Source organism: Olsenella sp. An285, assembly GCF_002159625.1.
GTDB lineage: Bacteria > Actinomycetota > Coriobacteriia > Coriobacteriales > Atopobiaceae > Thermophilibacter > Thermophilibacter avicola.
This window is the reverse complement of record NZ_NFIZ01000006.1, coordinates 60,080-82,549: the sequence shown is the minus strand read 5'-3', so window position 1 is coordinate 82,549 and position 22,470 is coordinate 60,080. Positions and strand designations below refer to the sequence as shown.

At 66.9% G+C, this 22,470-nt stretch carries 29 protein-coding genes; 2 read left to right on the top strand and 27 right to left on the bottom strand.

The genetic code is table 11. The features are described 5' to 3' along the window. The first annotated feature begins 31 nt into the window (after window positions 1-31). Entirely contained in the window at window positions 32-1,147 is a 1,116-nt protein-coding gene (locus tag B5F79_RS05640; protein WP_087218609.1) for a glycosyltransferase family 2 protein, read from the top strand. A gap of 52 nt (window positions 1,148-1,199) precedes the next feature. Here the strand turns inward: B5F79_RS05640 and B5F79_RS05635 are convergent, their stop codons facing one another. The 26 genes from B5F79_RS05635 to rplE all read right to left on the bottom strand — a co-directional run bounded on the left by B5F79_RS05635 (window position 1,200) and on the right by rplE (window position 20,461). Then, window positions 1,200-2,042 carry a radical SAM protein gene (locus tag B5F79_RS05635; RefSeq protein ID WP_241147259.1) on the bottom strand — a complete coding sequence of 281 codons (843 nt, stop codon included), beginning with the start codon at window positions 2,040-2,042 and terminating at the stop codon, window positions 1,200-1,202. A 59-nt stretch (window positions 2,043-2,101) separates the two neighbouring features. After that, on the bottom strand, window positions 2,102-4,438 hold the full coding sequence (locus B5F79_RS05630; RefSeq protein WP_087218603.1) for a formate C-acetyltransferase/glycerol dehydratase family glycyl radical enzyme: 2,337 nt from the start codon (window positions 4,436-4,438) through the stop codon (window positions 2,102-2,104). Between the two features lie 118 nt (window positions 4,439-4,556). Continuing rightward, window positions 4,557-5,624 (bottom strand): glycosyltransferase family 2 protein, encoded by a 1,068-nt coding sequence (locus B5F79_RS05625; protein WP_087218600.1) that lies wholly within the window; start codon window positions 5,622-5,624, stop codon window positions 4,557-4,559. A 131-nt stretch (window positions 5,625-5,755) separates the two neighbouring features. Beyond that, window positions 5,756-6,541: a hypothetical protein gene (locus B5F79_RS05620; RefSeq protein WP_087218597.1), complete on the bottom strand. Its 786-nt coding sequence runs from the start codon at window positions 6,539-6,541 to the stop codon at window positions 5,756-5,758. Between the two features lie 40 nt (window positions 6,542-6,581). Continuing rightward, window positions 6,582-7,493: a putative manganese transporter gene (locus B5F79_RS05615; protein ID WP_087218594.1), complete on the bottom strand. Its 912-nt coding sequence runs from the start codon at window positions 7,491-7,493 to the stop codon at window positions 6,582-6,584. A 27-nt stretch (window positions 7,494-7,520) separates the two neighbouring features. After that, window positions 7,521-8,315 carry a tRNA pseudouridine(38-40) synthase TruA gene (gene truA, locus B5F79_RS05610; protein WP_087218591.1) on the bottom strand — a complete coding sequence of 265 codons (795 nt, stop codon included), beginning with the start codon at window positions 8,313-8,315 and terminating at the stop codon, window positions 7,521-7,523. A 129-nt stretch (window positions 8,316-8,444) separates the two neighbouring features. Continuing rightward, on the bottom strand, window positions 8,445-9,203 hold the full coding sequence (locus tag B5F79_RS05605) for an energy-coupling factor transporter transmembrane component T family protein (RefSeq protein WP_087218587.1): 759 nt from the start codon (window positions 9,201-9,203) through the stop codon (window positions 8,445-8,447). Further along, on the bottom strand, window positions 9,196-10,755 hold the full coding sequence (locus B5F79_RS05600) for an ABC transporter ATP-binding protein (protein ID WP_087218584.1): 1,560 nt from the start codon (window positions 10,753-10,755) through the stop codon (window positions 9,196-9,198). The genes B5F79_RS05605 and B5F79_RS05600 overlap by 8 nt, the downstream gene beginning before the upstream one ends. Before the next feature lie 90 nt (window positions 10,756-10,845). After that, window positions 10,846-11,316, bottom strand: coding sequence for a 50S ribosomal protein L17 (gene rplQ / locus B5F79_RS05595; RefSeq protein ID WP_087218581.1), 471 nt, complete (start codon window positions 11,314-11,316; stop codon window positions 10,846-10,848). Window positions 11,317-11,343: 27 nt separating this feature from the next. Next, window positions 11,344-12,285, bottom strand: coding sequence for a DNA-directed RNA polymerase subunit alpha (locus B5F79_RS05590; protein ID WP_087218578.1), 942 nt, complete (start codon window positions 12,283-12,285; stop codon window positions 11,344-11,346). Between the two features lie 28 nt (window positions 12,286-12,313). Further along, a complete protein-coding gene (gene rpsD / locus B5F79_RS05585; protein ID WP_087218575.1) occupies window positions 12,314-12,907 on the bottom strand; it encodes a 30S ribosomal protein S4 in 594 nt (197 codons plus the stop codon). A gap of 15 nt (window positions 12,908-12,922) precedes the next feature. Further along, window positions 12,923-13,324 (bottom strand): 30S ribosomal protein S11, encoded by a 402-nt coding sequence (gene rpsK / locus B5F79_RS05580; RefSeq protein ID WP_087218572.1) that lies wholly within the window; start codon window positions 13,322-13,324, stop codon window positions 12,923-12,925. A 10-nt stretch (window positions 13,325-13,334) separates the two neighbouring features. Then, a complete protein-coding gene (gene rpsM, locus B5F79_RS05575; RefSeq protein WP_087218569.1) occupies window positions 13,335-13,706 on the bottom strand; it encodes a 30S ribosomal protein S13 in 372 nt (123 codons plus the stop codon). Between the two features lie 15 nt (window positions 13,707-13,721). Beyond that, window positions 13,722-13,835, bottom strand: coding sequence for a 50S ribosomal protein L36 (rpmJ, locus tag B5F79_RS05570; protein WP_013252436.1), 114 nt, complete (start codon window positions 13,833-13,835; stop codon window positions 13,722-13,724). Between the two features lie 89 nt (window positions 13,836-13,924). Further along, on the bottom strand, window positions 13,925-14,143 hold the full coding sequence (infA, locus tag B5F79_RS05565) for a translation initiation factor IF-1 (protein ID WP_059052948.1): 219 nt from the start codon (window positions 14,141-14,143) through the stop codon (window positions 13,925-13,927). 115 nt (window positions 14,144-14,258) lie between these two features. Continuing rightward, on the bottom strand, window positions 14,259-15,050 hold the full coding sequence (map, locus tag B5F79_RS05560; RefSeq protein WP_087218566.1) for a type I methionyl aminopeptidase: 792 nt from the start codon (window positions 15,048-15,050) through the stop codon (window positions 14,259-14,261). Beyond that, complete coding sequence (locus tag B5F79_RS05555) at window positions 15,047-15,673, bottom strand: adenylate kinase (RefSeq protein WP_087218563.1); 627 nt, start codon at window positions 15,671-15,673, stop codon at window positions 15,047-15,049. The genes map and B5F79_RS05555 overlap by 4 nt, the downstream gene beginning before the upstream one ends. A gap of 51 nt (window positions 15,674-15,724) precedes the next feature. Continuing rightward, complete coding sequence (gene secY, locus B5F79_RS05550; RefSeq protein ID WP_087218560.1) at window positions 15,725-17,002, bottom strand: preprotein translocase subunit SecY; 1,278 nt, start codon at window positions 17,000-17,002, stop codon at window positions 15,725-15,727. Then, window positions 16,996-17,445: a 50S ribosomal protein L15 gene (gene rplO, locus B5F79_RS05545; protein WP_087218557.1), complete on the bottom strand. Its 450-nt coding sequence runs from the start codon at window positions 17,443-17,445 to the stop codon at window positions 16,996-16,998. The genes secY and rplO overlap by 7 nt, the downstream gene beginning before the upstream one ends. A gap of 9 nt (window positions 17,446-17,454) precedes the next feature. Continuing rightward, entirely contained in the window at window positions 17,455-17,640 is a 186-nt protein-coding gene (gene rpmD / locus B5F79_RS05540) for a 50S ribosomal protein L30 (protein ID WP_075279269.1), read from the bottom strand. Between the two features lie 2 nt (window positions 17,641-17,642). After that, window positions 17,643-18,164 carry a 30S ribosomal protein S5 gene (gene rpsE / locus B5F79_RS05535; protein WP_087218554.1) on the bottom strand — a complete coding sequence of 174 codons (522 nt, stop codon included), beginning with the start codon at window positions 18,162-18,164 and terminating at the stop codon, window positions 17,643-17,645. Window positions 18,165-18,173: 9 nt separating this feature from the next. Continuing rightward, on the bottom strand, window positions 18,174-18,542 hold the full coding sequence (rplR, locus tag B5F79_RS05530; RefSeq protein WP_075279267.1) for a 50S ribosomal protein L18: 369 nt from the start codon (window positions 18,540-18,542) through the stop codon (window positions 18,174-18,176). Window positions 18,543-18,601: 59 nt separating this feature from the next. Beyond that, window positions 18,602-19,138 (bottom strand): 50S ribosomal protein L6, encoded by a 537-nt coding sequence (rplF, locus tag B5F79_RS05525; protein ID WP_087218551.1) that lies wholly within the window; start codon window positions 19,136-19,138, stop codon window positions 18,602-18,604. A 28-nt stretch (window positions 19,139-19,166) separates the two neighbouring features. After that, on the bottom strand, window positions 19,167-19,565 hold the full coding sequence (gene rpsH / locus B5F79_RS05520; protein ID WP_087218548.1) for a 30S ribosomal protein S8: 399 nt from the start codon (window positions 19,563-19,565) through the stop codon (window positions 19,167-19,169). A 90-nt stretch (window positions 19,566-19,655) separates the two neighbouring features. Beyond that, entirely contained in the window at window positions 19,656-19,841 is a 186-nt protein-coding gene (locus B5F79_RS05515) for a type Z 30S ribosomal protein S14 (RefSeq protein WP_075279264.1), read from the bottom strand. A gap of 62 nt (window positions 19,842-19,903) precedes the next feature. Next, on the bottom strand, window positions 19,904-20,461 hold the full coding sequence (gene rplE / locus B5F79_RS05510) for a 50S ribosomal protein L5 (protein ID WP_072375478.1): 558 nt from the start codon (window positions 20,459-20,461) through the stop codon (window positions 19,904-19,906). A gap of 352 nt (window positions 20,462-20,813) precedes the next feature. On the opposite strand from rplE, the gene B5F79_RS05505 reads away from it, so the two are divergent. Continuing rightward, window positions 20,814-21,890, top strand: coding sequence for an NAD/NADP octopine/nopaline dehydrogenase family protein (locus tag B5F79_RS05505; RefSeq protein WP_087218545.1), 1,077 nt, complete (start codon window positions 20,814-20,816; stop codon window positions 21,888-21,890). Window positions 21,891-22,150: 260 nt separating this feature from the next. On the opposite strand, the gene rplX is transcribed toward B5F79_RS05505, so the two are convergent. Then, complete coding sequence (rplX, locus tag B5F79_RS05500; RefSeq protein WP_087218543.1) at window positions 22,151-22,468, bottom strand: 50S ribosomal protein L24; 318 nt, start codon at window positions 22,466-22,468, stop codon at window positions 22,151-22,153. Window positions 22,469-22,470 lie beyond the last annotated feature (2 nt).

Genomic DNA, 22,470 nt, shown 5'->3' with positions numbered 1-22,470 from the left:
AAACGTCCCACACCCGAAGTCAGGGGGTCCCATGAGCAACTCCTCTGTGCCAACCGAGAAGAGCCTCGTCTCGATAGTCGTTCCCATCTACAACGTGGAGGGAACGCTCGACGAATGCCTCTCGAGCATCGAGGCCCAGACGCACCGCGAGCTCGAGATCATCTGCGTGAACGATGGGCCCACGGACGGATCGGCGGCCATCACCCGCGCCCACGCGAAAGACGACTCCCGCACCGTCATCATCGACAAGCGCAACGAGGGCTACGGCGCCTCCTGCAACCGCGGCATCTCCATCGCGCGCGGAACCTGGGTCGCCATCGTGGAGCCGGACGACGCGGTCGAGCCCACCTGGGTGGAAGACCTCCTCTCCTGCGCGTCGGAGCATGGCGGTGCGCAGGCCGTGGACGTGGTCAAGGCCCCCTACTGGCGCGAGCTGCCGGGGCGCGACGGGGGCACCGTCCGCGTTGCCTGCCCGTACCGCGGCCGCGTGAGGCCGCGCACGCAGCCCTTCTCCGTGGGGGACGGCATCGAGCTCATGCTGCACCACCCTGCCATCTGGTCCGCCCTCTATCGCAGGGGCTACCTTGCCGAGAAGAGCATCCGCTTCCTGGAGATTCCGGGCGCAGGCTGGGCGGACAACCCGTTTTTGGTGGAGACGCTCTGCCGCACGGACCGCATCGTCTACACCGAGGCCTGTGGCTACCGCTACCGTGAGCGCGACCTCAACGAGGCGGAGAGCTTCGCCGCGCGCTCCCCGCTCGTGCCGCTGGAGCGCTGGAACGACATGATGGACGCCGCCGCGCGCGCAAACGTGAGCGACCCGCGCGTGGTCGAGGCGCTCGCCGCGCGCGGCGTCAACTACGCCCTCATAACCGTGAACGCCGCGGGCGAGGACGCGCCGGACGCGCGGGGGCTTCTCGAGGCCTCGATGGAGCGCCTCGACGAGGGCGTCGTGCTGAGGAGCGGCCTCATCAGCCCCGCCGGCAAGCGGCTCTTCGCGCGCGTGCGCGGCATCCGCGCCGGCCGCGCGAGCTCGCTGCCCTACTACGCCCACCTCGGGCGCGAGGCGCTCTATCGCGTGCGCGAGAACGGCCTGGGCTTCGCCCTCGAGACGGCTCGCAAGAGGCTCGGGGGCGGGCGCGTCTAGCCAGCTGTGCAAAGCTGTGCAAAAGTGACAGGCACCTTTGCACGGTTTCGGGCTACTCGCCGTGGACGACGACCTCGAGACCCGCGGCCTCGCAGCGCGCCACCACGGCCTCCACGTCCTTCTCGGAGAGCTGGGGCACGTCGCGCATGGCGTACTCGCGACCGGTGGAGTCGTACTTGCCCTGGCCGAGCTGATGGAAGGGAAGGACGTCCGCCCGCGAGATTCCCAGCCCAACGATGCGCGTCACGTTTGCCGCCACGCAGGCCTCGTCATCCGTGAAGCCCGGGATGATGGGCATACGCGCCACCACGTGCCCGCCGGCGGCCACGACCGCGCGCACGTTGGCGTCGCGGAGGTCCGGGTCTATCCCCGTGACCTCAAGGCTGCGCGCGCGGTCTGCGATCTTGAAGTCAACGAGGAAGGTGTCGCAGGCGCTCACCAGGCCTGCCACGTCCTCGAGCGGCAGCGCCAGGGTGGTCTCCACCGCGGTGCCGAGCCCCTCGGCGTGACACGCCTCGAGAAACGCGCGCAGGAAGCCCTGGTGGAGCAGGCACTCCCCTCCCGAGACCGTGACCCCTCCCCCGCTCTCCTCAAAGAACGCGCGGTCGCGAGCGGCCTCTGCCATGAGGTCGGCGACGGTGCGCCGCCGGCCGAGCAGCTCCTTGGCGCCGGTGGGGCACTCCTCGGGGGGCGTCGCGCAGAGGCCCCCGTCCGGGCGCGGCGAGCAGTGGATGCACAGGCGCTCCTTGAAGGAGACCTCGGGCTCGCTCGAGAGGTTCTCCGGGTTGCAGCACCACGGACAGCGGAAGGGGCAGCCCTTGAGAAAGACGACCGTGCGGATGCCGCCGCCGTCGTGCAGCGAGAAGCGCTGGACGTTGGTGACCGTGGCGGACATGACAGTTTGACCTGAGCTAATTGTCAAGTTGACAGTTTGACCTGAGCTAATTGTCATGGCTACCCCAGCTCGTGCTCGGTGCGGTTGATGATGTCGTCCTGGATGGGGCGCGCGAGCTCCACGAACATGGCGGAGTAGCCCGCCACGCGCACCACGAGGTCGCGATGGCGCTCGGGATGGGCCTGCGCATCGAGCAGCGTGGCACGGTCCACCACGTTGAACTGGATGTGCTGGATGCCCAGGCGGCAGAAGCTGCGCAGGTAGGCCACGAGGCGCGCCAGGCCCGCCTCGCCCTCCAGGGTTGACGGGGAGAACTTCACGTTGAGGAGCGAGCCGTTGGTGTCGAGCACGTTCCTCAGCTTGGAGACGGAGAGCAGGCTCGCCGTGGGGCCGTTCTTGTCGCGCCCCACCATGGGCGAGAGGCCGCCGTCGGCGAGCTGCTCGCCCGCGCGGCGCCCGTCCGGCGTGGCGCCCACGGCGGCGCCGAGCGGGATGTGCGCCGAGACCGTGTAGCTGCCGGGCTGGAAGTGCCCGCCGCGCACGTTCTCGTACCCGGCGACCTCCTCGCCGTAGTGCTCGAGAAAGCGCCTGCCGATCTGGTCCACCTCGTTGACGTCGTTTCCGTACTTGGCGTAGCGGTTGATGAAGCGCTGGCGCCAGGCCTCGTCCCCCTCGCCCTGCCAGTCGCGCCCCAGCATCTCGAGCAGCTGCGCCCAGGTGAGCGCCCCCTCCTCGAAGACGGCCTTCTTCACCACGTAGAGCGAGTCCGCCAGGTTGGCCGTGCCCACGCCCTGCACGCCCGAGGGGTTGTAGCGAGCGCCGCCCGCCGTGATGTCCGCGCCGCGCTCCAGCGAGTCGTGCACGAGCACGGAGAGGAGGGGCGTGGGCGAGGTCTCGCGATGGGCCTCGTCGCAGACGTTGCAGCCGCGCACCATGAGGGCCACGTAGCGGTCTATCGTGCGCTCCACCTCCTGCTCCAGCGCCTCGAAGGTCTCGAAGCCCTCCGGGTGCGCGAGCATCGCGAGCTCGAGGCAGCGCATCATGTTGAACATGCAGATGTCGTGCAGGCCGTACATCCTGCCGGGGATGGAGAGCTCCACGCAGCCCACCACAGCGTAGTCGCGTGCGTCCGCCAGGCTCACGCCGCGCCGGACGAAGGACTCGACGTTGACCTCGTCGTTGAAGCACTGCGGCAGGCCGTCCCCCAGGCGGACGATCTCCGCCGCCTTGCGCAGAAGCGCCTCCGGGGAGCCGGCGTGCACGCGAACGCTCAGGTTGGGCTGGGGCAGGCGCGTGTCTCGCTGGAGGTCCAGGAGCAGCTCGGAGAGCTCGTTCGAGGCGTCGTTGCCCTCGGCGTCCACGCCGCCCACCACCAGGTTGTAGCCCGTGGGAAAGCCGGCGAAGAAGCGTGCGCTCTCCGTGGAGCGCACGAAGACAATGGTGTTGGTCTTGAGGTAGAAGCACTGCAGGAGCTCGCGGACCTCGGCCTCGGTCGCGCCCGCGGCCACGCTCGCGCGATAGTACGGCAGCAGGTACTGGTCCATGCGCCCCAGCGAGATGGAGCTGGCGTTGGACTCGTGCTGCAGCGCCACGCACAGAAGCCACGTCATCTGGAGCGCGTCGTAGAGGTCGCGACAGGGCTCCGTGGCAACGTGGGCGAGCACCCCCGCCATCCGGCGCAGCTCGGCCGCCCGCTCGGGACTCCATGCGGGCTCCACGCGCGCATGGGGGTCGGAGGGCTCGCGCCCGGCGGCCGCGTCCTCCACCGCGCGCTGGTAGCGGCGCACGTAGGCCACGAGCGCCCGCACGCAGAGCGCGCCCGCACGAAGGAAGTCGTTCTCCGGCGCCTCGGCGCTCAGGGCCTCGACCTCCGCGAGCACGTCGCCGAGGCCGCGCGAGAGCACCTCGGGGATGTCGGCGATGATGTGGCCCTGGCCCTTGTCCGTCTGCGCCACCGCGAACACGCGGTCCTTCTCGGCAGCCGCCACGTCCGCAGGGCGATGGGCGGTGTACCAGTCGTTGAGCGAGCGCCCCGCCCAGAAGGGGTAGAGCACCTCGCGATAGGTGCGCTTGTCCTCCTCGGAGACCTCGAAGGTGTCCTGGGGGCGCACGGGAAACTCGTCGAGCTCGTCCAGGATCCAGTAGGGGGACATCTCCGGGGAGACCACGCCGGCGCGCGGCGTGGGGGTGCGGTTGCCCGCGAGCAGGTCGTCCCCATCGAGCACGATCTCGTGCTTCTCGAGCACGCGCGCAAAGGCCTTGGCCCTCCTCATGACGGGAGGCTCGCCCTCGGTCTCCAGATAGCTCTCGCGATAGAGCAGCGCGCGCTCGAGCGAAATCTGCCTCGCGTTGGCAAACAGGGAGTCCTTGATGCGACGGGTGCGCGGGGTGAGCATGGTCCCTCCTGGCTCGAATTCTTGTTTTATCCGATATTATCCTATTTTGTATTGATTGCAAGCTAGAAACCGACAAAGGAGGCGACTGGCGAGAAGAACGCGGGGGCCGAAGGGCCGTCTAGACAAAGAAGTCGGGAGCCACGTCCGCGATGCCGGGACGGAGGAGCGACATGAGGCGCGTCTGCACGCAGACGAGAGAGGCGTTGTGCGAGCGGATGGGGGCGAGCATGGCGCGGGCCGCGTTTCCCCTGGGATGGGCCACGCTCGCCGCGAGCTGGGCACGGTCCGTGTCTATCATCTGGGAGACGATGCGCCGCTGGTCCGCGGAGGAAACGCGACTCCCGCGGCCGCACACCCGCTCTATGCAGTCCACGAGCTGCTCGATGTAGCGGTCCTGCAGCGCGGCCATGCTCGCGGCGTCGCCCTCGAGCCCCCAGTGGCGGAAGAGCTCCAGGATGGCGCCGTGCTCGCCCTCGACGTGGCGATGTGCCTCGAGGGCGCCGTCGGCACCCTGCCGGACGGCGCGGCGAACCATGTGGCAGCAGGTGCCGGGACAGACGACCACGCGCTCCACGTCCGCGAGAAAGCCGGTCACGAAGGAGTGGTCGGAGCCGCTGGAGGGCAGGAACCGCACGCCGCACCGCTTCGCAAACGCGCGCGAGAAGAGCTTGCCGCCCGCGGGGAGCAGCTGTCCGGAGGAGAGCAGCTTCCAGGCGGCCGCCCTGAACTCGTGCTGCGTGGGATAGGCAACGCCCTCGGACGAGACCTCGGCACGGGCCTCGCGGCCGCCCGACAGGCCGATCGAGAGCACGAACCCGCCGATGACGAGCTCGGCCCTCCCCCGCTCAGCGGCATCCACGAGGTCGGCGAACATGGTCTGGTCCGCCCAGCCGTCCGCGTCGGTCACGGTCAGGTACGTGCCCCGCGCGCGGTCGAGCGCCAGGTTGAGGGCGGTCTGACGGTCGCAGGCGTCCGCCTGGACCACGCGGATGCGCATGTCGCGCTCCGCGGCGGACTCGAGCAGGCGCAGCGTCGAGTCCTGGGACCCCGCGTCAACGACGACGAGCTCGAAGTTTTTGAGCGTCTGGTTCTGGAGGCTCTCGACGGCGCGCCGCACGGTCTTCTCGGCGTCATGGGTGACCATGAGGGCCGAGACCACCGGTGATGTAGGCGTGTAGTGCGACATGCCGCCGCGTCCTTCCACCCTGCCCAAGCGGGCGCGAGTCAAATCACGTCCTTTAGGGTATCAGTCGCGGCGTCCGCCCCGATTGGGCGCGGGCGACCTTGCAAAATGAGCACAGTGAGCGTGCCGGGGACCTATGCGCCCGGGACGAGAAGACCGAGCGTGATCGCAAGCTGCACCGCGTCGACGGCCTGAAGGCCCGTCTCCACGAGGTTGCCGTCCGCGTCCGTGGCGACGTCGGTCACCAGCGGCGCGTCGAAGGCGGTGATGTTCTCCACCCCAACCGAGGCGATGGAGCCCGCGAGCGAGAGCAGCTCGGTGGCGTCCATGTCCGTCCTGATCTTCTTGAGGAAGTCGGAGGCGGAGCGCAGGAGCGCGGAGCTGTCGAACCCTGCGAGGGAGGCCGCCTCGGCCACCACGTCCCCGCTGGAGACCACCACATGGTCGAAGGCTATCCCCGTTGCCGTCGCGAGCGGCTGCACGCAGGCCGCGTACCCGTCCGTGGCAAAGAGGCTCGAGAGCGAGACGCGGGTCTCGCCAAAGGTGACGGCAACGTCCGCGGGCAGGTTGATGTAGCCCGCGGCGCCGCGCGTGTGGTTGACGGAGAGCACGCGCACGGAGGAGAGGGCAGACCCCGCCGCGTCGACGTCGTCCGTGACGAGCAGCAGCGTGAGCTCGCGGTCATCCGTGGAGGCGGCGTAGCCCGAGGCCGCGACCGCCACGGAGCCCTGGGAGTCGACGGCCTCAGAGAGGCCCACGTCCCCCAGGCGGCTCTCCAGGCTCACCCGGTTCCAGACGGCGGAGACCACCACGGCCAGCGCCGCGAACACGACCACGCACACGACGACGCCGATCACGTTGCGGTACGGGTTCTCCCGCGGAACGTCCGTGCGCTCGAACCGCTCTCTGCGTCTGAACATCGTCGCCTCCCCTGTCGCGCGCCGCCCGTGCGCGGCACGTTTAGAACAGGATACCTAACATTCCCGCCACAAGGCCAACGGCAACCGAGACCGCGTAGACGAAGGCCGTGATGACGGCGTTCTGACCCGCGCTCGCGTTGGTGCGCCAGAGCACGAGAAGGCCCACACCGCCGGAGGAGAGCAGGCCGGCGAGCATGGGACCCGTGGTGAGGACGCCCTCGAGGTAGAGCTCGGTTATGGCCACGCTCGCGCCGCAGTTGGGCACGAGCCCCACGAGCGCGGAGACGAAGGTGGCCCTCACCGGATGGTTGACGAGAAGCGCGGCGAGGGCGTCCGTCCCCACGAGCTCTATGACGAGGCCAAAGGCAAAGGTTATCACGAGGATCCAGACGCCCACCTGCACCGTGTGCACGGCGGCGGAGCGCACGATCGCCCAGCGACCGTGCCCGTGCTCGTGACCGTGATCGTGGTCGTGGTCTGCCTCCTCGCAGTGGCAGTGGGCCCGCTCGCAGAGCTCGCTGATGTGCGGCCTCCCGTCGCCGGCGCGGTGCCACGCGCGCAGCGCCACGTCAACGAGAAGCCCCACCACGACGCCCATGAGGACCTTGACGGCCACGATCGCAAGAAGCCTCCCCAGCGGCTCCTGGTGCGCCAGGAACACGGGCACCATCTCGTCCGAGGTCGAGAGGATCACGGCCACGAGCGTGCCAGCTGTGACCACGCGACCCGCGTAGAGCGTGGCCGCCATGGCGGAGAAGCCGCACTGCGGGACGGCGCCCAGGAGCGCGCCCGCCACCGGGCCCGCCTTGCCGGAGCGCTCGACGACGGCCTGGACGCGCTCCGCGCTTGCGTGCTCGAGCGCCTCCATCGCGAGGTACGTGACAAACAGGAACGGCACGAGCCGCAGCGTGTCGAGGGCGCTGTGCTCGAGAACGTGAAGAAACAGGTCCAAGGTGCTTCCTTCTTTGCTGGGCGCCCGTCACTCCCAGGGCGCCAGAGAGTTTTCGGGATATTCTACCCCCACGAACGTGAGGCCTTTCGCGGGCGCGCAGGGCCCGGCGGCGGTGCGGTCGCGCGCCTCGAGCACGCGAGCGACCCATGCGGCGTCCCGGTGCCCGCGCCCCACCTCGACGAGCGTCCCTGCGATGGTGCGCACCATGTTGTGCAGGAAGGCGTTGCCCGTGACGTCTATGGCAACGAGCCCCTCCCCCGCCTCCTCCACGCGGCTGACGGCGAGGCGTCCCACGTAGCGGCACGTTGGCTTGCCCTCGGCCGAGCTCGCCTTGCAGAAGCTCTTGAAGTCGTGCTCCCCCACCAGAACCTGGGCCGCCTCGTTCATGGCATCGACGTCGAGCCTCCCTCGGTACCACCAGGCGTGGTCCCAGGAAAGGACGGGCCGCGCGTCGGACGCGGCGATCCGGTAGCGGTAGCTGCGGGCGAGGGCGTCAAAGCGCGCGGAGAAGTCCGCGGGGGCCCGGTAGAGCGCCTGGACGGAGAGGTCGTCGGGGGTGAGCGCCACGAGGCTGCGCATGAGGCGCGTCCCGGGCAGGGCCGCCTCCTCGTCCGTCACGGGAAGGCTCACGTACTGGGCGATGGCGTGCACCCCGGCGTCCGTGCGCCCGGCGCAGGTGAGCTCGCAGGGTCGTCGCAGCGCCGTCTCGAGCGCCCGTCGCAGCTCGCCCGCAACGGTGCGCGCGGCGGGCTGCTCGGCAAACCCGGCAAACTCCGCCCCGCGGTAGCCCAGCCGTATGACGAGCGTCGCGCCCTCTGACATCAGCTCTCCCTTCTCCGTGCCCCACAAAGGGGGCGTGCCCATTGTATGCGAGACGAGCCCGGAAGCCATGGCCCCGCACGGCGCGCACGCTTGGGTCTGACACCATGCGCCAGCTCGCGCTGACTCCGCCTAGAGCAGGACGGCAAGGGCCGCCCACGCGGCGGTCAGGATAAGCGCCAGCCAGTCTCGAGCAGCGAGCGGCCCCGCCAGCGAGGTCTGCTCCCCCGTGTAGCAGCGGTCCTCCATGGCGCGCCCAAGCTCGTCCGCCCGCCTGAAAAGCGAGACCACCAGGGGCACGAGCACCTGGCCCCAGGAGGTCACCCGACGCAGCACGCCGCCCTCGTCCGGCCGTGCGCCGCGCGCCCTCTGGGCGCTGCGAATCCGCAGCACCTCCTCGGCGGTGAGGGGGATGAACCTGAGGGCGATGGACGCCATCGTGGAGATGTCCCCCACCGGAACCCCCAGGCGCGCGAGGGGCCGCATGAGAGAGGCGAGGGCGTCGGCGATCGCGGGCGGCATGGTGGTGGCGGAGAACACGAGCACAAAGCCCACCACCAGCACGATGCGCACGATGGCCTGGGCGGTGCGCAGGAAGCCGTCGACGGAGACCCCCGGCTGGCCCACCAGCACCACGGTGTTTGCCAGCAGGGAGAAGCCCAGGACAAGAAGGGCGGGGCGCAGGGCGAGAAGAACGCGGAGCGGCGAGGTCCTGCTCGCCGCAAGCGCCGCCACGAGACCCGCCGCCGCGACGGCGAGCCCCGCCGGCGGGGCGGCGGCGAACGAGGCGATCGACGCGACGAGCAGGCACAGGACCTTGGTGCGGGCGTCAAGGCGGTGGGCGAGCGTGTCGCCCGGCACGAACGACCCGATGGCGCGGCGCTTACGCATCTCCCAACCCCCTCAGCGCGGCGTGCAGGCGCACGGAGAGCGGGGCCTCGAGCCCGGCCGCCTCGAAGAGCGCGGGGTCGCCCGCAGCTCGAGCCGGTTCCGCCACCGCGATGAGGCGTCCCTCGCTCAGGAACGCCACGGAGGTCGCGTCCTCGAGCCACTCCCCCGCGTCGTGCGTGATCACCACGACGGCGGCTCCGCCCTCGACGAGCCTCCTCACGACCTCCCGCAGCTCCTGCCGCGACTCGACGTCCAGGCCTGCCGTGGGCTCGTCCAGGACGAGGGCGCCCCGTCCGCAGGCGACTACGCCGGCAAGCGCCACGCGGCGCATCTGGCCGCCGGAGAGCTCGAAGGGGGAGCGTCCGAGCAGCTCCCCCCCAACGCCCAGAAGAGCGGCGGCGTCGCGGGCCGCAGCCAGGGCCGCCCCCTCCCCCAGGCCGCGCTGCCGCGGCCCGTAGGCGATGTCGTCGAGCACCGTGTCGCAGAAGAGCTGGTCCTCGGGGCGTTGGAAGGCAAGTCCCACGTCCCCGGCGCCCACCGGACGGCCGTCGAGCGCGGCGTGCCCCGAGTCGGGCGTCAGCACGCCGGCGAGCACGCCTCCCAGCGTGGTCTTGCCGGAGCCCGAGCGCCCCAGCACGAGGGTGAGGCCGCGCGCGGAGAGAGAGACGCCGTCAAGGGCCCTGAGGTCGTCATAGGACAGGCTCACGGAAGCACAGGAGAGCTCGTAGCCGCCCAGGGCGGGGGCATCCGCGACACGGACACTGGGAAGCCCGCCCATGTAGGGAGCGAGGCCCTTGGGGTCCGGCCAATCGGGAAGCCCATACCCAGCCGCCACCGCCCTCGAGAGAATGCGGGTCAGCGAGTCTGAGGCGAGCCCGGAGAGGTCGAGCGCGTCATCGTGCAGAAGGAAGTCCTCCGGCCGCCCCTGCCACACAAGGTGCCCCGAGGAAAGGACCGCAACGCGGTCGGCGCCGAAGAGCGCCTCGACGGAGTGGGCCACGTCCACGACTCCCACGCCCTCGCGCACGAGGTCGTTGACGAGGCGCGAAACCCTGCTCCGGGAGGCCTCGTCGAGCTGGGAGCCCACCTCGTCGAGCACGAGGTAGCGCGGACGCATGGCCACCACGCCCGCAATGGCAAGGAGCTGCTGCTGTCCGCCAGAGAGCTCACCTGTCATGCGGTCCCTGAGATGGGCGATGCCGCAGGTCGAGAGCGCCTCGCCTACACGAGCGAGCACCTCCTCACGAGGCAGGCCGAGGTTGCGCGGACCAAACGCGACCTCGTCGGAAACGAGCGAGCTCACGATCTGGTTGCGCGGGTCCTGACGAACGTAGCCAACCAAGCGGGCGAGGTCGCGCGTCTCCCCGTCGACGGACACCGAGCCCCCGCGGGGAACGAGCGAGCCGTTCATCAGACGGCCCAGCGTGGACTTGCCGGACCCGTTTCTGCCCAGGACGACGAGGCGCTCCCCAGGCCGCACGGCAAGCGAGACGCCGTCAACGGCCGTGCTATTGGCGGCATAGCCAAAGGAAACATGCTCAAGCTCGATCAACGACGTCTCACCTCCACACGGGCCTCCTCACAACAAAGGCCCCGGCGCATGGCCGGGGCCCTGACAGTCAGACTCTGTCCGCAGCGGACGCTACTCGGCGTCCTTCTCGGCCTCAGCGGTCTCCTCGGCCTTGGGCTCCTCCACGGGAGCGGCCTCGACCTTGGTGACCTTGGCCTTGGGGGCAGCCTTGGTCTTGACGGGCTCGGTCACGAGCTCCATGATCACGACCTCGGCGGCGTCGCCCTTGCGGGGACCGAGCTTCATGATGCGGGTGTAGCCGCCGTTGCGGTCGGCCCACATGCCCTGCGCGGCCTTCTCGAAGACCTCGCGGACGATCTCCTTGTCGCCGACCTTGGCGATGGCGAGACGACGGCTCGCGATGTCGCCCTTCTTGGCCCAGGTGATGACCTTGTCGACGTCAGGGCGGATGGCCTTGGCGCGCTGGTCGAGGGTCTTGATGCGGTCGTTCTCAAACAGGGCGCGGACAAGGCTCTTCTTCATGGCCTTGGTGTGGCTGGCGTCGGTGCCGAGCTTCATGCCCCTCTTCTTGTTGTGTCGCATTTCTTGCTTCTCCTAAATCCGGCGCGCCTAGGCCTTAAGAGACAGGCCCATGGTCTCGAGCTTGTCCTTGACTTCCTCGATGGACTTGACGCCAAAGTTTCTGATGTTGAGAAGGTCGTTCTCGGAGAACTCGACGAGCTGGCGCACGGAGTGGATGCCGGCGCGCTTGAGGCAGTTGTAGGAGCGGACGGAGAGGTCCAGGTCCTCGATCTGCTTGTCAAGCTCAACGTTGTCCTCGACGGTGCCCGTGGCGAAGATGGAGGCATCCTCGACGGGCTCGTCCTCGTCGGCCAGGCTCATGAACGCGGTCATGTGCTGGTTGATGATGTTGGCAGCCTCGACGATGGCGTCACGCGGGGTGATCGAGCCGTTGGTCTCGATCTCGAGCACAAGACGGTCGTAGTCGGTGTGGCGGCCAACGCGGCAGGCCTCGACGGCCTTGGCGCAGCGGCGCACGGGCGAGTAGAGCGAGTCGACGTGAATGATCCCGATGGGGTCACTCTCGCGCTCGTTGTCCTCGCCGGAGACGTAGCCACGGCCAACGCCGACGCGCATCCTCATGGTGAGGTGGGCGCCAGCGCCCAGGGTGCAGATGACGTGGTCGGGGTTCACGAGCTCGAACTCGGCGGGAACGTCGAAGTCGCCACCGGTGACGGTCATGGGGCCGTCAACCGAGATGGAGGCCTCCGCCTCGTCGCCCGTTCCCATGGAACGGAAGACGAGACCCTTCACGTTGAGAACGATGTCGGTGACGTCCTCGTAGACGCCCTCGACGGTCGTGAACTCGTGCTGAACGCCATCGATCTGGATGGCCTCGACGGCTGCCCCCGAAAGGGAGGACAGCAGCACGCGACGAAGGGAGTTGCCCAGCGTGTCGCCATAGCCGCGCTCGAGCGGCTCGGCGCTCACGCGCGCGAGGTTCTCGCTGATCTCCTCTACCGACACCTGCGGTCGGATGAACTCGGACATTCCTACCTCCAAATCGTGTCGGGCTTACTTACTTGGAGTAGAGCTCGACGATCAGCTGCGCGTCGATGTCAAGGTCGATCTGGTCGCGCGTGGGGAGCTGGAGGACGGTGCCCTTGAGCTTCTCGATGTCAACCTCGAGCCAGGCGGGAACGGCCATGTGCTCGGAGGAGATGAGGGCCTCCTTGATGGGCAGGAGGTCGCGGGCCTTCTCGGCAACGGCGACGACGTCGCCGGCCTTGACCTGGAAGGAGGGGATGTCCACGCGACGGCCGTTCACGGTGATGTGGCCGTGACGGACGGTCTGGCGGGCCTCCTTGCGGGTGCGGGCGAAGCCAAGACGGAAGACGACGTTGTCAAGGCGACGCTCGAGAAGGGCCATCAGGTTGTCACCGGTGATGCCCTCGAGCTTCAGTGCCTTCTCGTAGTAGCCGTGGAACTGCTTCTCGAGAACGCCGTAGATAAACTTGGCCTTCTGCTTCTCGCGGAGCTGGATGCCGTACTCGCTCTCCTGGCGACGACGACGCTTGGGCTCACGGTTGGAAGTCTTGTTGATCCCCATCACAACGGGGTCGATGCCGAGCTGGCGGCACCTCTTGAGGACCGGGGTCCTATCGATAGCCATTGATGCTCCTCCTAGCTACACGCGACGACGCTTGCTCAGACGGCAGCCGTTGTGCGCGATGGGGGTCTTGTCCTGAATGCCCGAAACCTCGAGGCCGGCGGCCTGGAGGGAACGGATGGCGGTCTCGCGGCCGGAGCCGGGACCCTTCACGAAGACGGCCACCTTGTGCAGGCCGTGCTCCATGGCCGCCTTGGCAGCCGCCTCGGCGGCGAGCTGAGCGGCGAAGGGCGTGGACTTACGGGAGCCCTTGAAGCCCACGGTGCCACCGGACTGCCAGGAGATGACGTTGCCCTGGGGGTCGGTGATGGAGACGATCGTGTTGTTGAACGTGCTCTTGATGTGGGCCTGGCCCACGGCGATGTTCTTGCGCTCGGAACGGCGGACGCGCGTGGTGCGAGCGTTCTTCTTCTGCGGCATTGTCTACTCCCTAGCCCCTCTTCTTGGCACCGATCTGACGCTTCTTGCCCTTGCGGGTGCGAGCGTTGGTGTGGGTGCGCTGACCGTGGACAGGAAGGCCCTTGCGGTGACGGAGGCCGCGGTAGCAGCCAATCTCCATCAGGCGGGCGGTGTTCTGCCTCACCTCGCGGCGAAGGTCGCCCTCGGTGGTGTAGTTGGCGTCAACGAAGTCACGAATCTTGGTGACCTCGTCCTCGGTGAGGTCCTTGACGCGGGTGTCCGGGTTAACACCGGTCTCAGCGCAGATCTTGGTCGCGCGGGTCTGACCGATGCCGTAGATGTAGGTGAGTCCAACCTCGACGCGCTTCTCGCGCGGCAGGTCGACGCCGTTAATACGGGCCAACTTGAAGCTCCTTCCCTAGCCCTGACGCTGCTTGTGGCGCGGGTTCTCGCAGATCACGTAGACCTTGCCGTGGCGACGAATGATCTTGCACTTGTCGCACATCTTCTTGACCGAAGGACGTACCTTCATGAGCCTTACCTTTCTGGTAGTGCTGACACGAACTTATCTACTCGCCCAGCCGCTGGCGTGAATATCCACAGCTGAAGGGCGCGCCTCCCCTACTTGTAGCGGTAGGTGATGCGCCCCCTGGTGAGGTCGTACGGGGAAATTTCCACCACGACCTTGTCGCCGGGCAGGATGCGGATGTAGTTCATCCTGATCTTGCCCGAGATGGTGCAGAGAATGGTCTTACCGTTCTCAAGCTCAACGTTGAACATGGCGTTGGGCAGCGGCTCGATGACCTTGCCCTCAAGCTCGATTGCGTCCTGCTTGCTCAAAATCTGCACCCTCTCCACTCTGACAGCGACCAAATATCATACCTAAAACTCACACTTCAGTCCACGCTGCATCATACGAACACAACGTGGACTGAATCGGGAGATGCGGGGCACCCTAGGCCTCCACACCGCCCTGCATCGGGCACCACGGACCCTGCTCGTCCTCCGTGAGGATGACGGGGCCGTCCTCGGTGACCGCTACCGTGTTCTCGTAGTGCGCGGCGGGAAGGCCGTCGCGCGTGACGACGGTCCAGCCGTTGGCGAGCGTCTGGCACTCGTACGTGCCCATGGTGATCATGGGCTCGATGGCGATGACCATGCCCGCCTGGAGCTTGACCCCGCGGCCGCGCTTGCCGTAGTTGCGCACCTCGGGATCCTCGTGCATGACGCGACCCACGCCGTGGCCCACGTAGTCGCGGACCACGCCGTAGCCGTTGCCCTCGGCGAGCTCCTGCACGGCGGCGCCGATGTCGCCGAGGTGGTTGCCCGGCACGGCCTGCTCGATGGCAGCCTTGAGACAGTCGCGCGTGCACTCGCACAGGGCCCGGTACTCCTCCGACGGGGTGCCCACGTAGAAGGTCCAGGCGTTGTCGCCCACCCAGCCCTGGTACGTGGCACCCGTGTCGATGGAGATGATGTCCCCGTCCTGGAGGATGGTCGCAGGAGAGGGGATGCCGTGAACGATCTGCTCGTTCACGGACGAGCAGATGCTCGCCGGGAAGCCGCCGTACCCCTTGAAGGTGGGGACGGCGCCGTGCAGGCGGATGAAGCCCTCGACCACCTGGTCGATCTCCTTGGTGGAGACGCCGGGGCGAACAAGGGCGCCGGCACGACGAAGGGCCGCCTTGGACAGAGCCCCGGCGGCCTTCATCTGCTCAATATCAATTGGTGACTTGATGTTGATCATAGGTTGAGGAGCGTCTTGACGTCAGCGTAGACCTCGTCGACGGGACGGTCTCCGTCTGCCTCCCTGAGAATAGAGTGGCCCTTGTAGTACTCGACGAGCGGAGCCGTCTGGCTCTGGTAGACGTCGAGGCGGTGCTGGATCGTCTCGGGCTTGTCGTCGTCACGCTGGTACATCTCGCCACCGCAGCGCGGGCAGGTGTCCACGCCGGCAGGGGCGGTGTAGCCGCAGTCGCGGCAGGTCCTGCGGGAGCTGAGGCGCTCCACGATGACCGCCGGCTCAACAGAGACGAGAAGAGCGGCGTCGAGCGTGCGACCCATGGCGGCGAGCTCAGAGTCGAGCGCCACGGCCTGGGCGGTGTTGCGGGGGAAGCCGTCGAGGATGAAGCCCTTCTGGGCGTCGTCGGCCTCGAGGCGCTCCTTCACCAGGTCGATGACCAGGTCATCGGGAACGAGCTTGCCCTCGTCCATGTAGCCCTTGGCCTTCTTACCGAGCCTCGAGCCCTCCTTGATGGCCGCGCGAAGCAGGTCACCGGTGGAGATGTGCGCGAAGCCAAACTCAGCAACGAGCTTCTGAGCCTGGGTTCCCTTGCCCGCGCCAGGGGCGCCAAGAAGAACGATGTTCATGATGCCGACCGCCTTTCCCTAGTCCAACTCGCTTGCCTACCGTCGACGGGCCTACTTGAAGAACCCGTCGTAATTGTGCATCTTGAGCTGGCTCTCGATGGAGGAGAGCGTATCCATGGCAACACTCACCATGATGAGGATGGAGGTTCCGCCAAACGCCTGGATGAGCGTGTTGCCGGTGAACCAGAAGATGATCGAGGGCACCACGGCGAGGACGGCCATGAAGAGCGCGCCCGGGAGCGTGATGTGGTCGATCGTGCTCTTGATGTAGGCGGCGGTGGCGGCGCCGGGACGAACTCCGGGGATGAAGCCGCCCTGCTTGCGAAGCTGGTCCGCCGTCTCGGTGGGGTTGAACACCATCGACGAGTAGAAGTACGCGAAGGCAACGATCAGGGCGACGGAGAGGATCCAGTTGATCCACCCCGTGGAGAGAGCGTTGGCAACGGCCTGGACCCAGTCGACGTTGGGGAAGAACACGGCGAGCTGGGCGGGCAGGTACAGAATCGCCGAGGCGAAGATGATCGGCACGACGCCGGCGGTGTTCACCTTGATGGGAAGATAGGTGGACTGGCCGCCCATCATCCTGCGCCCCACGACGCGCTTGGCGTACTGGATGGGGATGCGCCTCTGACCGCGCTCGACGTAGACGATCACCGGTATGATGGCGACCACGATGAGCAGAGTCACGACGGTGAGGATGATGTTGCCGGCGGAGGCAACCGAGGAGATGAGCGAGGAGGGCAGGCCGGACATGATGTTCGCGAAGATGATGAGCGACATGCCGTTGCCCACGCCGCGCTGCGTGATGATCTCGCCGAGCCACATGATCACCATGGCGCCGACGACCATCGTGAAGACCACGACGACATCAAGCAGAATCTCGGGCGCACCGGCGTTGGCGAAGGTCACGCCGTAGCTCCTGAAGAGGAACAGGTAGCCCACCGCGTTGAGGAGGGCGAGGCCGATCGTGAGGTAGCGCGTGTACTGAGTGATCTTGCGCTGACCGGCCTCGCCCTCCTTGGCAAGCTCGCCAAGGGAGGGAATCACGGCCTGCATGAGCTGCAGGATGATCTGAGCCGTGATGTAGGGCATGATTCCCAGGCTGAACACAGACATACGGGAAAGCGCGCCACCCGAGAACAGGTTGAGCACGGCCATAGCACCGCTCGTGGACAGGCCAGACTGATAGGCGCTGAGCATGTCCTGGAACGGCGCACCCGGAACAGGCAGGTACGCACCGATGCGGTACAGCAGGAGGATGCCCGCCGTCAGCAGGAGCTTCTGCCTGAGCTCCGGAATGCGAAACGCATTGGCGATTCCCTTTAGCACGCCTGCTCGACCTTTCCTCCGGCCGCCTCGATCTTAGCCTGAGCGGAGGCGGAGACCTTGTCCACCTTGACGGTGAGCTTCTTGGTGAGCTCGCCGTCGCCGAGGACCTTCACGGGAATATAGTTGTGCTTGATGACGCCCTTGGCAACCAGGCTGTCGGCGTCGACGGTCTCTCCGTCGGCGAACAGCGTCTCGAGGCGGGAGACGTTCACCGGAGCGTACTCCACGCGGTTGTGGTTGATGAAGCCGGGGAGCTTGGGGAGACGCATCGCGAGCGGCTGCTGGCCGCCCTCGAAGCCCTTGCCCTTGCCGCCGCCAGCGCGGGAGAGCTGGCCCTTGGTGCCGCGGCCGGCGGTGGTGCCGTGACCGGACGAGTTACCGCGGCCGATGCGCTTGCGGTTCTTGCGCGAGCCCTCCGCGGGACGCAGATCGTTGAGCTGCATGAGTGACTCCTAGTTCTCTTCCACAGTGACAAGGTGCTTGACCTTGAAGATCATTCCACGGATGCTCGGGTTGTCCGGCTGCTCGACGACGTCGCCGATCTTGCGGAGGCCGAGGGCGCGGCAGGTGGCCGTCTGGTCCTTCTTGACGGAGGCCACGGCGCTGCGCACGAGCTTGATCTTGAGGGACTGAGCCATCGTTAGTTCTCCTTCCCGCAGAACATCTCGCCGACGGTCATGCCGCGACGCTCGGCGGCCTGCTCGGGGCTGGAGAGCTCCTTGAGGCCCTCGGCGGCGGCCTTGATGATGTTCATCGCGTTGTTGGTGCCGAGAGACTTGGAGAGCACGTTGGTGATGCCGGCGAGCTCGAAGAGCGGGCGCACGGGGCCGCCGGCGATGACGCCGGTACCCTCGATGGCCGGCTTGATGAGAACGCGGCCGGCGCCGTAGTGGCCCTCGACGGTGTGCGGAATCGTGCCGTGCTCGGTCACGGGCACCTTGAACATGTTCTTCTTGGCGTCCTCGATGCCCTTCTGGATGGCCAGGGGCACCTCGGCGGACTTGCCCATGCCAAGGCCCACGTTGCCCTTGCCGTCACCCACGGCCACGAGGGCCACGAGGGACATGCGACGGCCGCCCTTGACGGTCTTGGAGACGCGGTGGATGTAGACGACGCGCTCCTGAAGATCCGTGTCCTGCTGGCGCTTACGATCTCGTGCCATTGAATCCTCCTAGAACTTCAGGCCCGCGTTGCGGGCACCGTCTGCCAGAGCCTTGACACGGCCGTGATAGATGCGACCACCGCGGTCGAAGGTGACCGTGGTGACGCCCTTCTCGACGGCACGCTTGCCCACGAGCTCGCCAACGAACTCGGCGGCCTCCTTGTTGGAGCCGATCTTGCCCGTGGCGCGGAACTCGGGGTCGAGGGTCGAGGCAGAGCAGATGGTCTTGCCGTCGGCGTCGTCGATGACCTGAGCGTAGATGTTTGCGTTGGTGCGGTGCACGCTGAGGCGCGGGCGCTCAGCGGTGCCGAAGATCTTGGCGCGGACGCGGCGCTCGCGGCGCTTGAGACCGGCCTTCTTCGCCTGCTGCTTGTTCATTCCTTCTCCTTAGACGTGCCACCACCTGACGGGGTGATGGTCTTGTACCAGCCCTATGGCTACTTGGCGGCCTTGCCGAGCTTCCTGCGGATGTGCTCGCCAACGTAGTGGATGCCCTTGCCCTTGTAAGGCTCGGGAGGACGCTTCATGCGAATCTCAGCGGCGACCTGGCCGACCTGCTCCTTGGAGATGCCCTTCACGTTGATGTGCGTGTTGTCGGGCACCTCGAACGTGATGTTCTCGGGAGCGACGTAGATCACGGGGTGAGAGTAGCCCAGGGAGAGGTCGAGGTCCTTGCCCTTGAGCGTGGCACGGTAGCCGACGCCGGTGAGCTCGAGCTTCTTCTCGAAGCCCTCGGAGACGCCGATGACCATGTTGTGAAGAAGGGTGCGGGTGAGGCCCTGCTGGGCGTTGGAGGCGGTGGACTCGTCAACGCGCACGACGTGGAGCTCCTCGCCCTCCTCCTCGATCTTGACGAGGTCGGAGAAGGTGCGGGTGAGCTCGCCCTTGCCGCCCTTGACGGTAACGGTGGTGCCATCAACTGTCACAGTGACTCCGGCGGGAACCTGGACAGGCTGCTTACCAATACGAGACACGTCAGTCTCCTTTCATTCCTGCCGAGAGTTACCAGATGTAGGCGATGACCTCGCCGCCGATGCCCTGCTTGCGGGCGTCGCGGTCGCACATCATGCCCTTGGAAGTGGAGATAACGGCGGTGCCGAGGCCACCGAGGACGCGCGGGAGCTTCTCAGCGGTGGTGTAGATGCGAAGGCCCGGCTTGGAGATGCGGCGGATGCCGCGGATGACCTTGGCGTGACGGGCGCCGTACTTGAGGGTCACGTGCAGGGTCTTCTGCGGGGTCGTGTCCTCGACCTCGTAGCCCGCGATGTAGCCCTCCTCGCAGATGACGCGCGCGATCTCAACGAGCACCTTGGTCGAAGGCATGGAGACCTCCGGCTTGTTGGCAGCGTTCGCGTTGCGGATGCGCGTCAGCATGTCAGAAATGGGATCAGTGATCTTCATGGATCATTCTCCTTCGGTAATGATGAACCTGAGTGCCCGGTTCGCACGCACCCGTGGAGCGTGCGCCTGGGCGTCAGAGCCCTTTGCGTCCTACCAGCTCGCCTTGCGGACGCCAGGAAGCTCGCCCTTGCTCGCCAGCTCGCGGAAGCAGACGCGGCAGAGGCCGAACTTGCGATAGACGGAGTGGGGACGCCCACAACGCTGGCAGCGGTTCTGCTTGCGCGTCGAGAACTTCGGCTCGCGCTGAGCCTTGACGATCATCGATGTCTTAGCCACAAATCCTCCTTCAGTGCAATCCTGGCGCCCCGGGTGTCCGAGGCGCCGTGTTGATATTTGACCTACTCAGCCTTGAACGGGAAGTGGAAGGCCTTGAGCAGCGCCTTGCCCTCCTCGTCGGTCTGAGCGGTGGTCACGATGGTGATGTCCATGCCGCGGGTGTGGTCGATCTTGTCGAAGTCGATCTCCGGGAAGATGAGCTGCTCGGTGACGCCCATGGAGAAGTTGCCACGGCCGTCGAAGCTCTTCGGGGAGATGCCGCGGAAGTCGCGGATGCGCGGGATGGCGATGGAGATCAGGCGATCGAAGAACTCCCACATGCGGTCGCCGCGGAGGGTGACCTTGGCGCCGATGGGCATGCCGGCGCGCAGGTGGAAGGTGGCGATGGACTTGCGGGCGTGGGTCACGAGCGGCTGCTGGCCGGTGATGGCGCGCAGGTCGGCAACGGCGCCGTCGATGGCCTTGGCGTCCGTGGCGGCCTCGCCGACGCCCATGTTCACGACGATCTTCTCGATCTTGGGGATCTGGTGAACGTTGGTGTAGTTGAACTGCTTCTGGAGCTCGTCACGCACGGTGGCGAAATACTGCTCCTTGAGACGGGGGACGTACTTGTCTGCCATGTCCTTCTCCTTAACTCCTGGGGTTCTCAGCACGGGGTTTCCAACCTCGTACCTCCCGGGTTGGCGATCCGGGAGCCTTGTCATGCGACCGAGGCAGAACTCTCCCTACCTACAGACGCAAGGAAACAGTTTATGCCTTCGCACACAGAAATTCCAGCCCGTCGCTCACATGCGCGGGACGTTCACATTCGCGGCCTCGAGGCCGCCCCCACTCCTCCGCTCCCCGCTGACATAACAAGCTATGCCGCTTAACAACTACTTGCGGCCGCTCGCCCCATAGGTCGCGCCAAAAAAGTCACCCCATGTTAAAAAGCCTTGGCTCTATTCCCAACACGAGGAGAAAGGCACTCTCATGGCACGAATTGCGGTGCTCGGCGGGGGCAACGGCGCCCACGCCGCGGCGGCAGACCTCACGCTGCGCGGCTACGAGGTCAATCTCTATGAGGACGAGCGCTTTGCGCCCAACATGCAGACGGTCTTTGACACCGGGACCATCGAGCTCTCCGGCGCGGCGGGTCAGGGCACGGCCAAGCTCGCCATGGTGACGAGCGATCTCGAGGCCGCCATCTCCGACGTCAGGCTCATCCTGGTTGCCGTCCCCGCCTTCGCGCACGGCGCCTATGCCGAGAAGCTCGCCGGGGTCGTCCGTCCGGGACAGATCGTGGTCGTGCTCCCCGGCACCTTTGGCTCCCTCATGTTCTGGCGCGCCTTCCGCGAGCACGGCGTCGAGGGTGTGACCGTTGCCGAGACCAACACCCTCCCCTACGCAACGCGCCTGCTCGGCCCCGGTAAGTCGCTCGTCATGAGCCGCTTTGACCCGCTCAAAGTGGGCGTCATGCCCGCCTCCAGGACGGACGAGGTCATGGCCGAGCTCGACGGCGTCTTCCCGGGCATCGAGGCGGTGGAGAGCGTGGTGGCCTGCGGGCTCTCCAGCCTGAACCCCATCATCCACGTTCCCGGCTGCATCCTCAACGCCGGCCGCATCGAGTACGCCAAGGGCGACTTCCACTTCTACACCGAGGGCTTCACGAGCTGCGTCGCGCGCCTCACGGACGCGGTCGACGCCGAGCGCATCGCCCTTCTCGACGCCTTTGGCTACGCCTCTGACATCGCGGCGCATGGCGTGGGCGGCGCCGTGGAGACCGACTCCATCGAGGTGGCCATCGCAAGCGACCCCAACTTCGCCAAGATCGTGGGGCCGGACAGCCTCAAGAACCGCTACTACTCCGAGGACATCCCCTACGGCATCGCGTCCTGGGCAAAGCTCGCGCACCTCGTGGGCGTGGCAACGCCGGTCATGGACTCCCTCGTGAGCCTGGGCGGCGTCCTTCTGGAGGAGGACTGCTGGGAGACCGGACGCTCGCTCGAGGACCTTGGCATCGCCGGCATGTCCCTCGACGAGCTCAAGAGCTACCTCGCGGAGGGCTAGCTTCTCCGACGGCCCCGCCGCGTTACTCCACCCTGCAGAGTGTAACAACCGGCTCGAACTCGACCATTTCTAAGATTTCGCCCCCGTTCTTACACGCATCAGAGTGTAGGAACGGGGGCGAAAACCGACTCAGGACCCGCAACAGCAGCCAGAGTCCTGCGCCCGCAACGAAAAGCCCCCGGCATTCCGGAGAGAGGTTTCGCTTAGCGCACCTCTCGAAGGAATACCGGGGGCTCCCCTACTGCGATGTGGTCAAGCTCCTAGAACTTGGCGCCGCACTTCTTGCAGACGCGGACCTTCTTGCCCTCGTCGTCAACGTCGTGGCCAACGCGGGTGGGCTTGCCGCAGGTGGGGCAGACGAGCATGACGTTGGAGGCGTCGATGAAGGCCTCCTGCTCGATGATGCCGCCCTGCTGGTTCTGGGCGTTGGGGCGCACGGCCTTCTTGGCAACGGCGACGCCCTCGACGATGACCTTGCCCTCAGCGGGCTTGGCGCGGAGGATGGTGCCCTCCTTGCCCTTGTCCTTACCGGAGAGAACGACGACCTTGTCGCCGGTCTTCACATGCATCTTAGCCATTC

Bases quoted from the DNA above. Each gene is read 5' to 3' on its own strand.
- map (WP_087218566.1), bottom strand. From the start codon at position 15,050: ATGATCAACATCAAGTCACCAATTGATATTGAGCAGATGAAGGCCGCC.
- rplE (WP_072375478.1), bottom strand. From the start codon at position 20,461: ATGGCAGACAAGTACGTCCCCCGTCTCAAGGAGCAGTATTTCGCCACC.
- B5F79_RS05625 (WP_087218600.1), bottom strand. From the start codon at position 5,624: ATGTCGCACTACACGCCTACATCACCGGTGGTCTCGGCCCTCATGGTC.
- truA (WP_087218591.1), bottom strand. From the start codon at position 8,315: ATGTCAGAGGGCGCGACGCTCGTCATACGGCTGGGCTACCGCGGGGCG.
- rpsH (WP_087218548.1), bottom strand. From the start codon at position 19,565: ATGAAGATCACTGATCCCATTTCTGACATGCTGACGCGCATCCGCAAC.
- rpsD (WP_087218575.1), bottom strand. From the start codon at position 12,907: ATGGCTATCGATAGGACCCCGGTCCTCAAGAGGTGCCGCCAGCTCGGC.
- rpmJ (WP_013252436.1), bottom strand. From the start codon at position 13,835: ATGAAGGTACGTCCTTCGGTCAAGAAGATGTGCGACAAGTGCAAGATC.
- B5F79_RS05635 (WP_241147259.1), bottom strand. From the start codon at position 2,042: ATGTCCGCCACGGTCACCAACGTCCAGCGCTTCTCGCTGCACGACGGC.
- rplR (WP_075279267.1), bottom strand. From the start codon at position 18,542: ATGAACAAGCAGCAGGCGAAGAAGGCCGGTCTCAAGCGCCGCGAGCGC.
- B5F79_RS05505 (WP_087218545.1), top strand. From the start codon at position 20,814: ATGGCACGAATTGCGGTGCTCGGCGGGGGCAACGGCGCCCACGCCGCG.
- rplQ (WP_087218581.1), bottom strand. From the start codon at position 11,316: ATGCGACACAACAAGAAGAGGGGCATGAAGCTCGGCACCGACGCCAGC.
- B5F79_RS05640 (WP_087218609.1), top strand. From the start codon at position 32: ATGAGCAACTCCTCTGTGCCAACCGAGAAGAGCCTCGTCTCGATAGTC.
- rpmD (WP_075279269.1), bottom strand. From the start codon at position 17,640: ATGGCTCAGTCCCTCAAGATCAAGCTCGTGCGCAGCGCCGTGGCCTCC.
- B5F79_RS05605 (WP_087218587.1), bottom strand. From the start codon at position 9,203: ATGCGTAAGCGCCGCGCCATCGGGTCGTTCGTGCCGGGCGACACGCTC.
- B5F79_RS05620 (WP_087218597.1), bottom strand. From the start codon at position 6,541: ATGTTCAGACGCAGAGAGCGGTTCGAGCGCACGGACGTTCCGCGGGAG.
- B5F79_RS05590 (WP_087218578.1), bottom strand. From the start codon at position 12,285: ATGTCCGAGTTCATCCGACCGCAGGTGTCGGTAGAGGAGATCAGCGAG.
- B5F79_RS05630 (WP_087218603.1), bottom strand. From the start codon at position 4,438: ATGCTCACCCCGCGCACCCGTCGCATCAAGGACTCCCTGTTTGCCAAC.
- rpsK (WP_087218572.1), bottom strand. From the start codon at position 13,324: ATGCCGCAGAAGAAGAACGCTCGCACCACGCGCGTCCGCCGTTCCGAG.
- rpsE (WP_087218554.1), bottom strand. From the start codon at position 18,164: ATGGCACGAGATCGTAAGCGCCAGCAGGACACGGATCTTCAGGAGCGC.
- rplX (WP_087218543.1), bottom strand. From the start codon at position 22,468: ATGGCTAAGATGCATGTGAAGACCGGCGACAAGGTCGTCGTTCTCTCC.
- rplO (WP_087218557.1), bottom strand. From the start codon at position 17,445: ATGCAGCTCAACGATCTGCGTCCCGCGGAGGGCTCGCGCAAGAACCGC.
- B5F79_RS05555 (WP_087218563.1), bottom strand. From the start codon at position 15,673: ATGAACATCGTTCTTCTTGGCGCCCCTGGCGCGGGCAAGGGAACCCAG.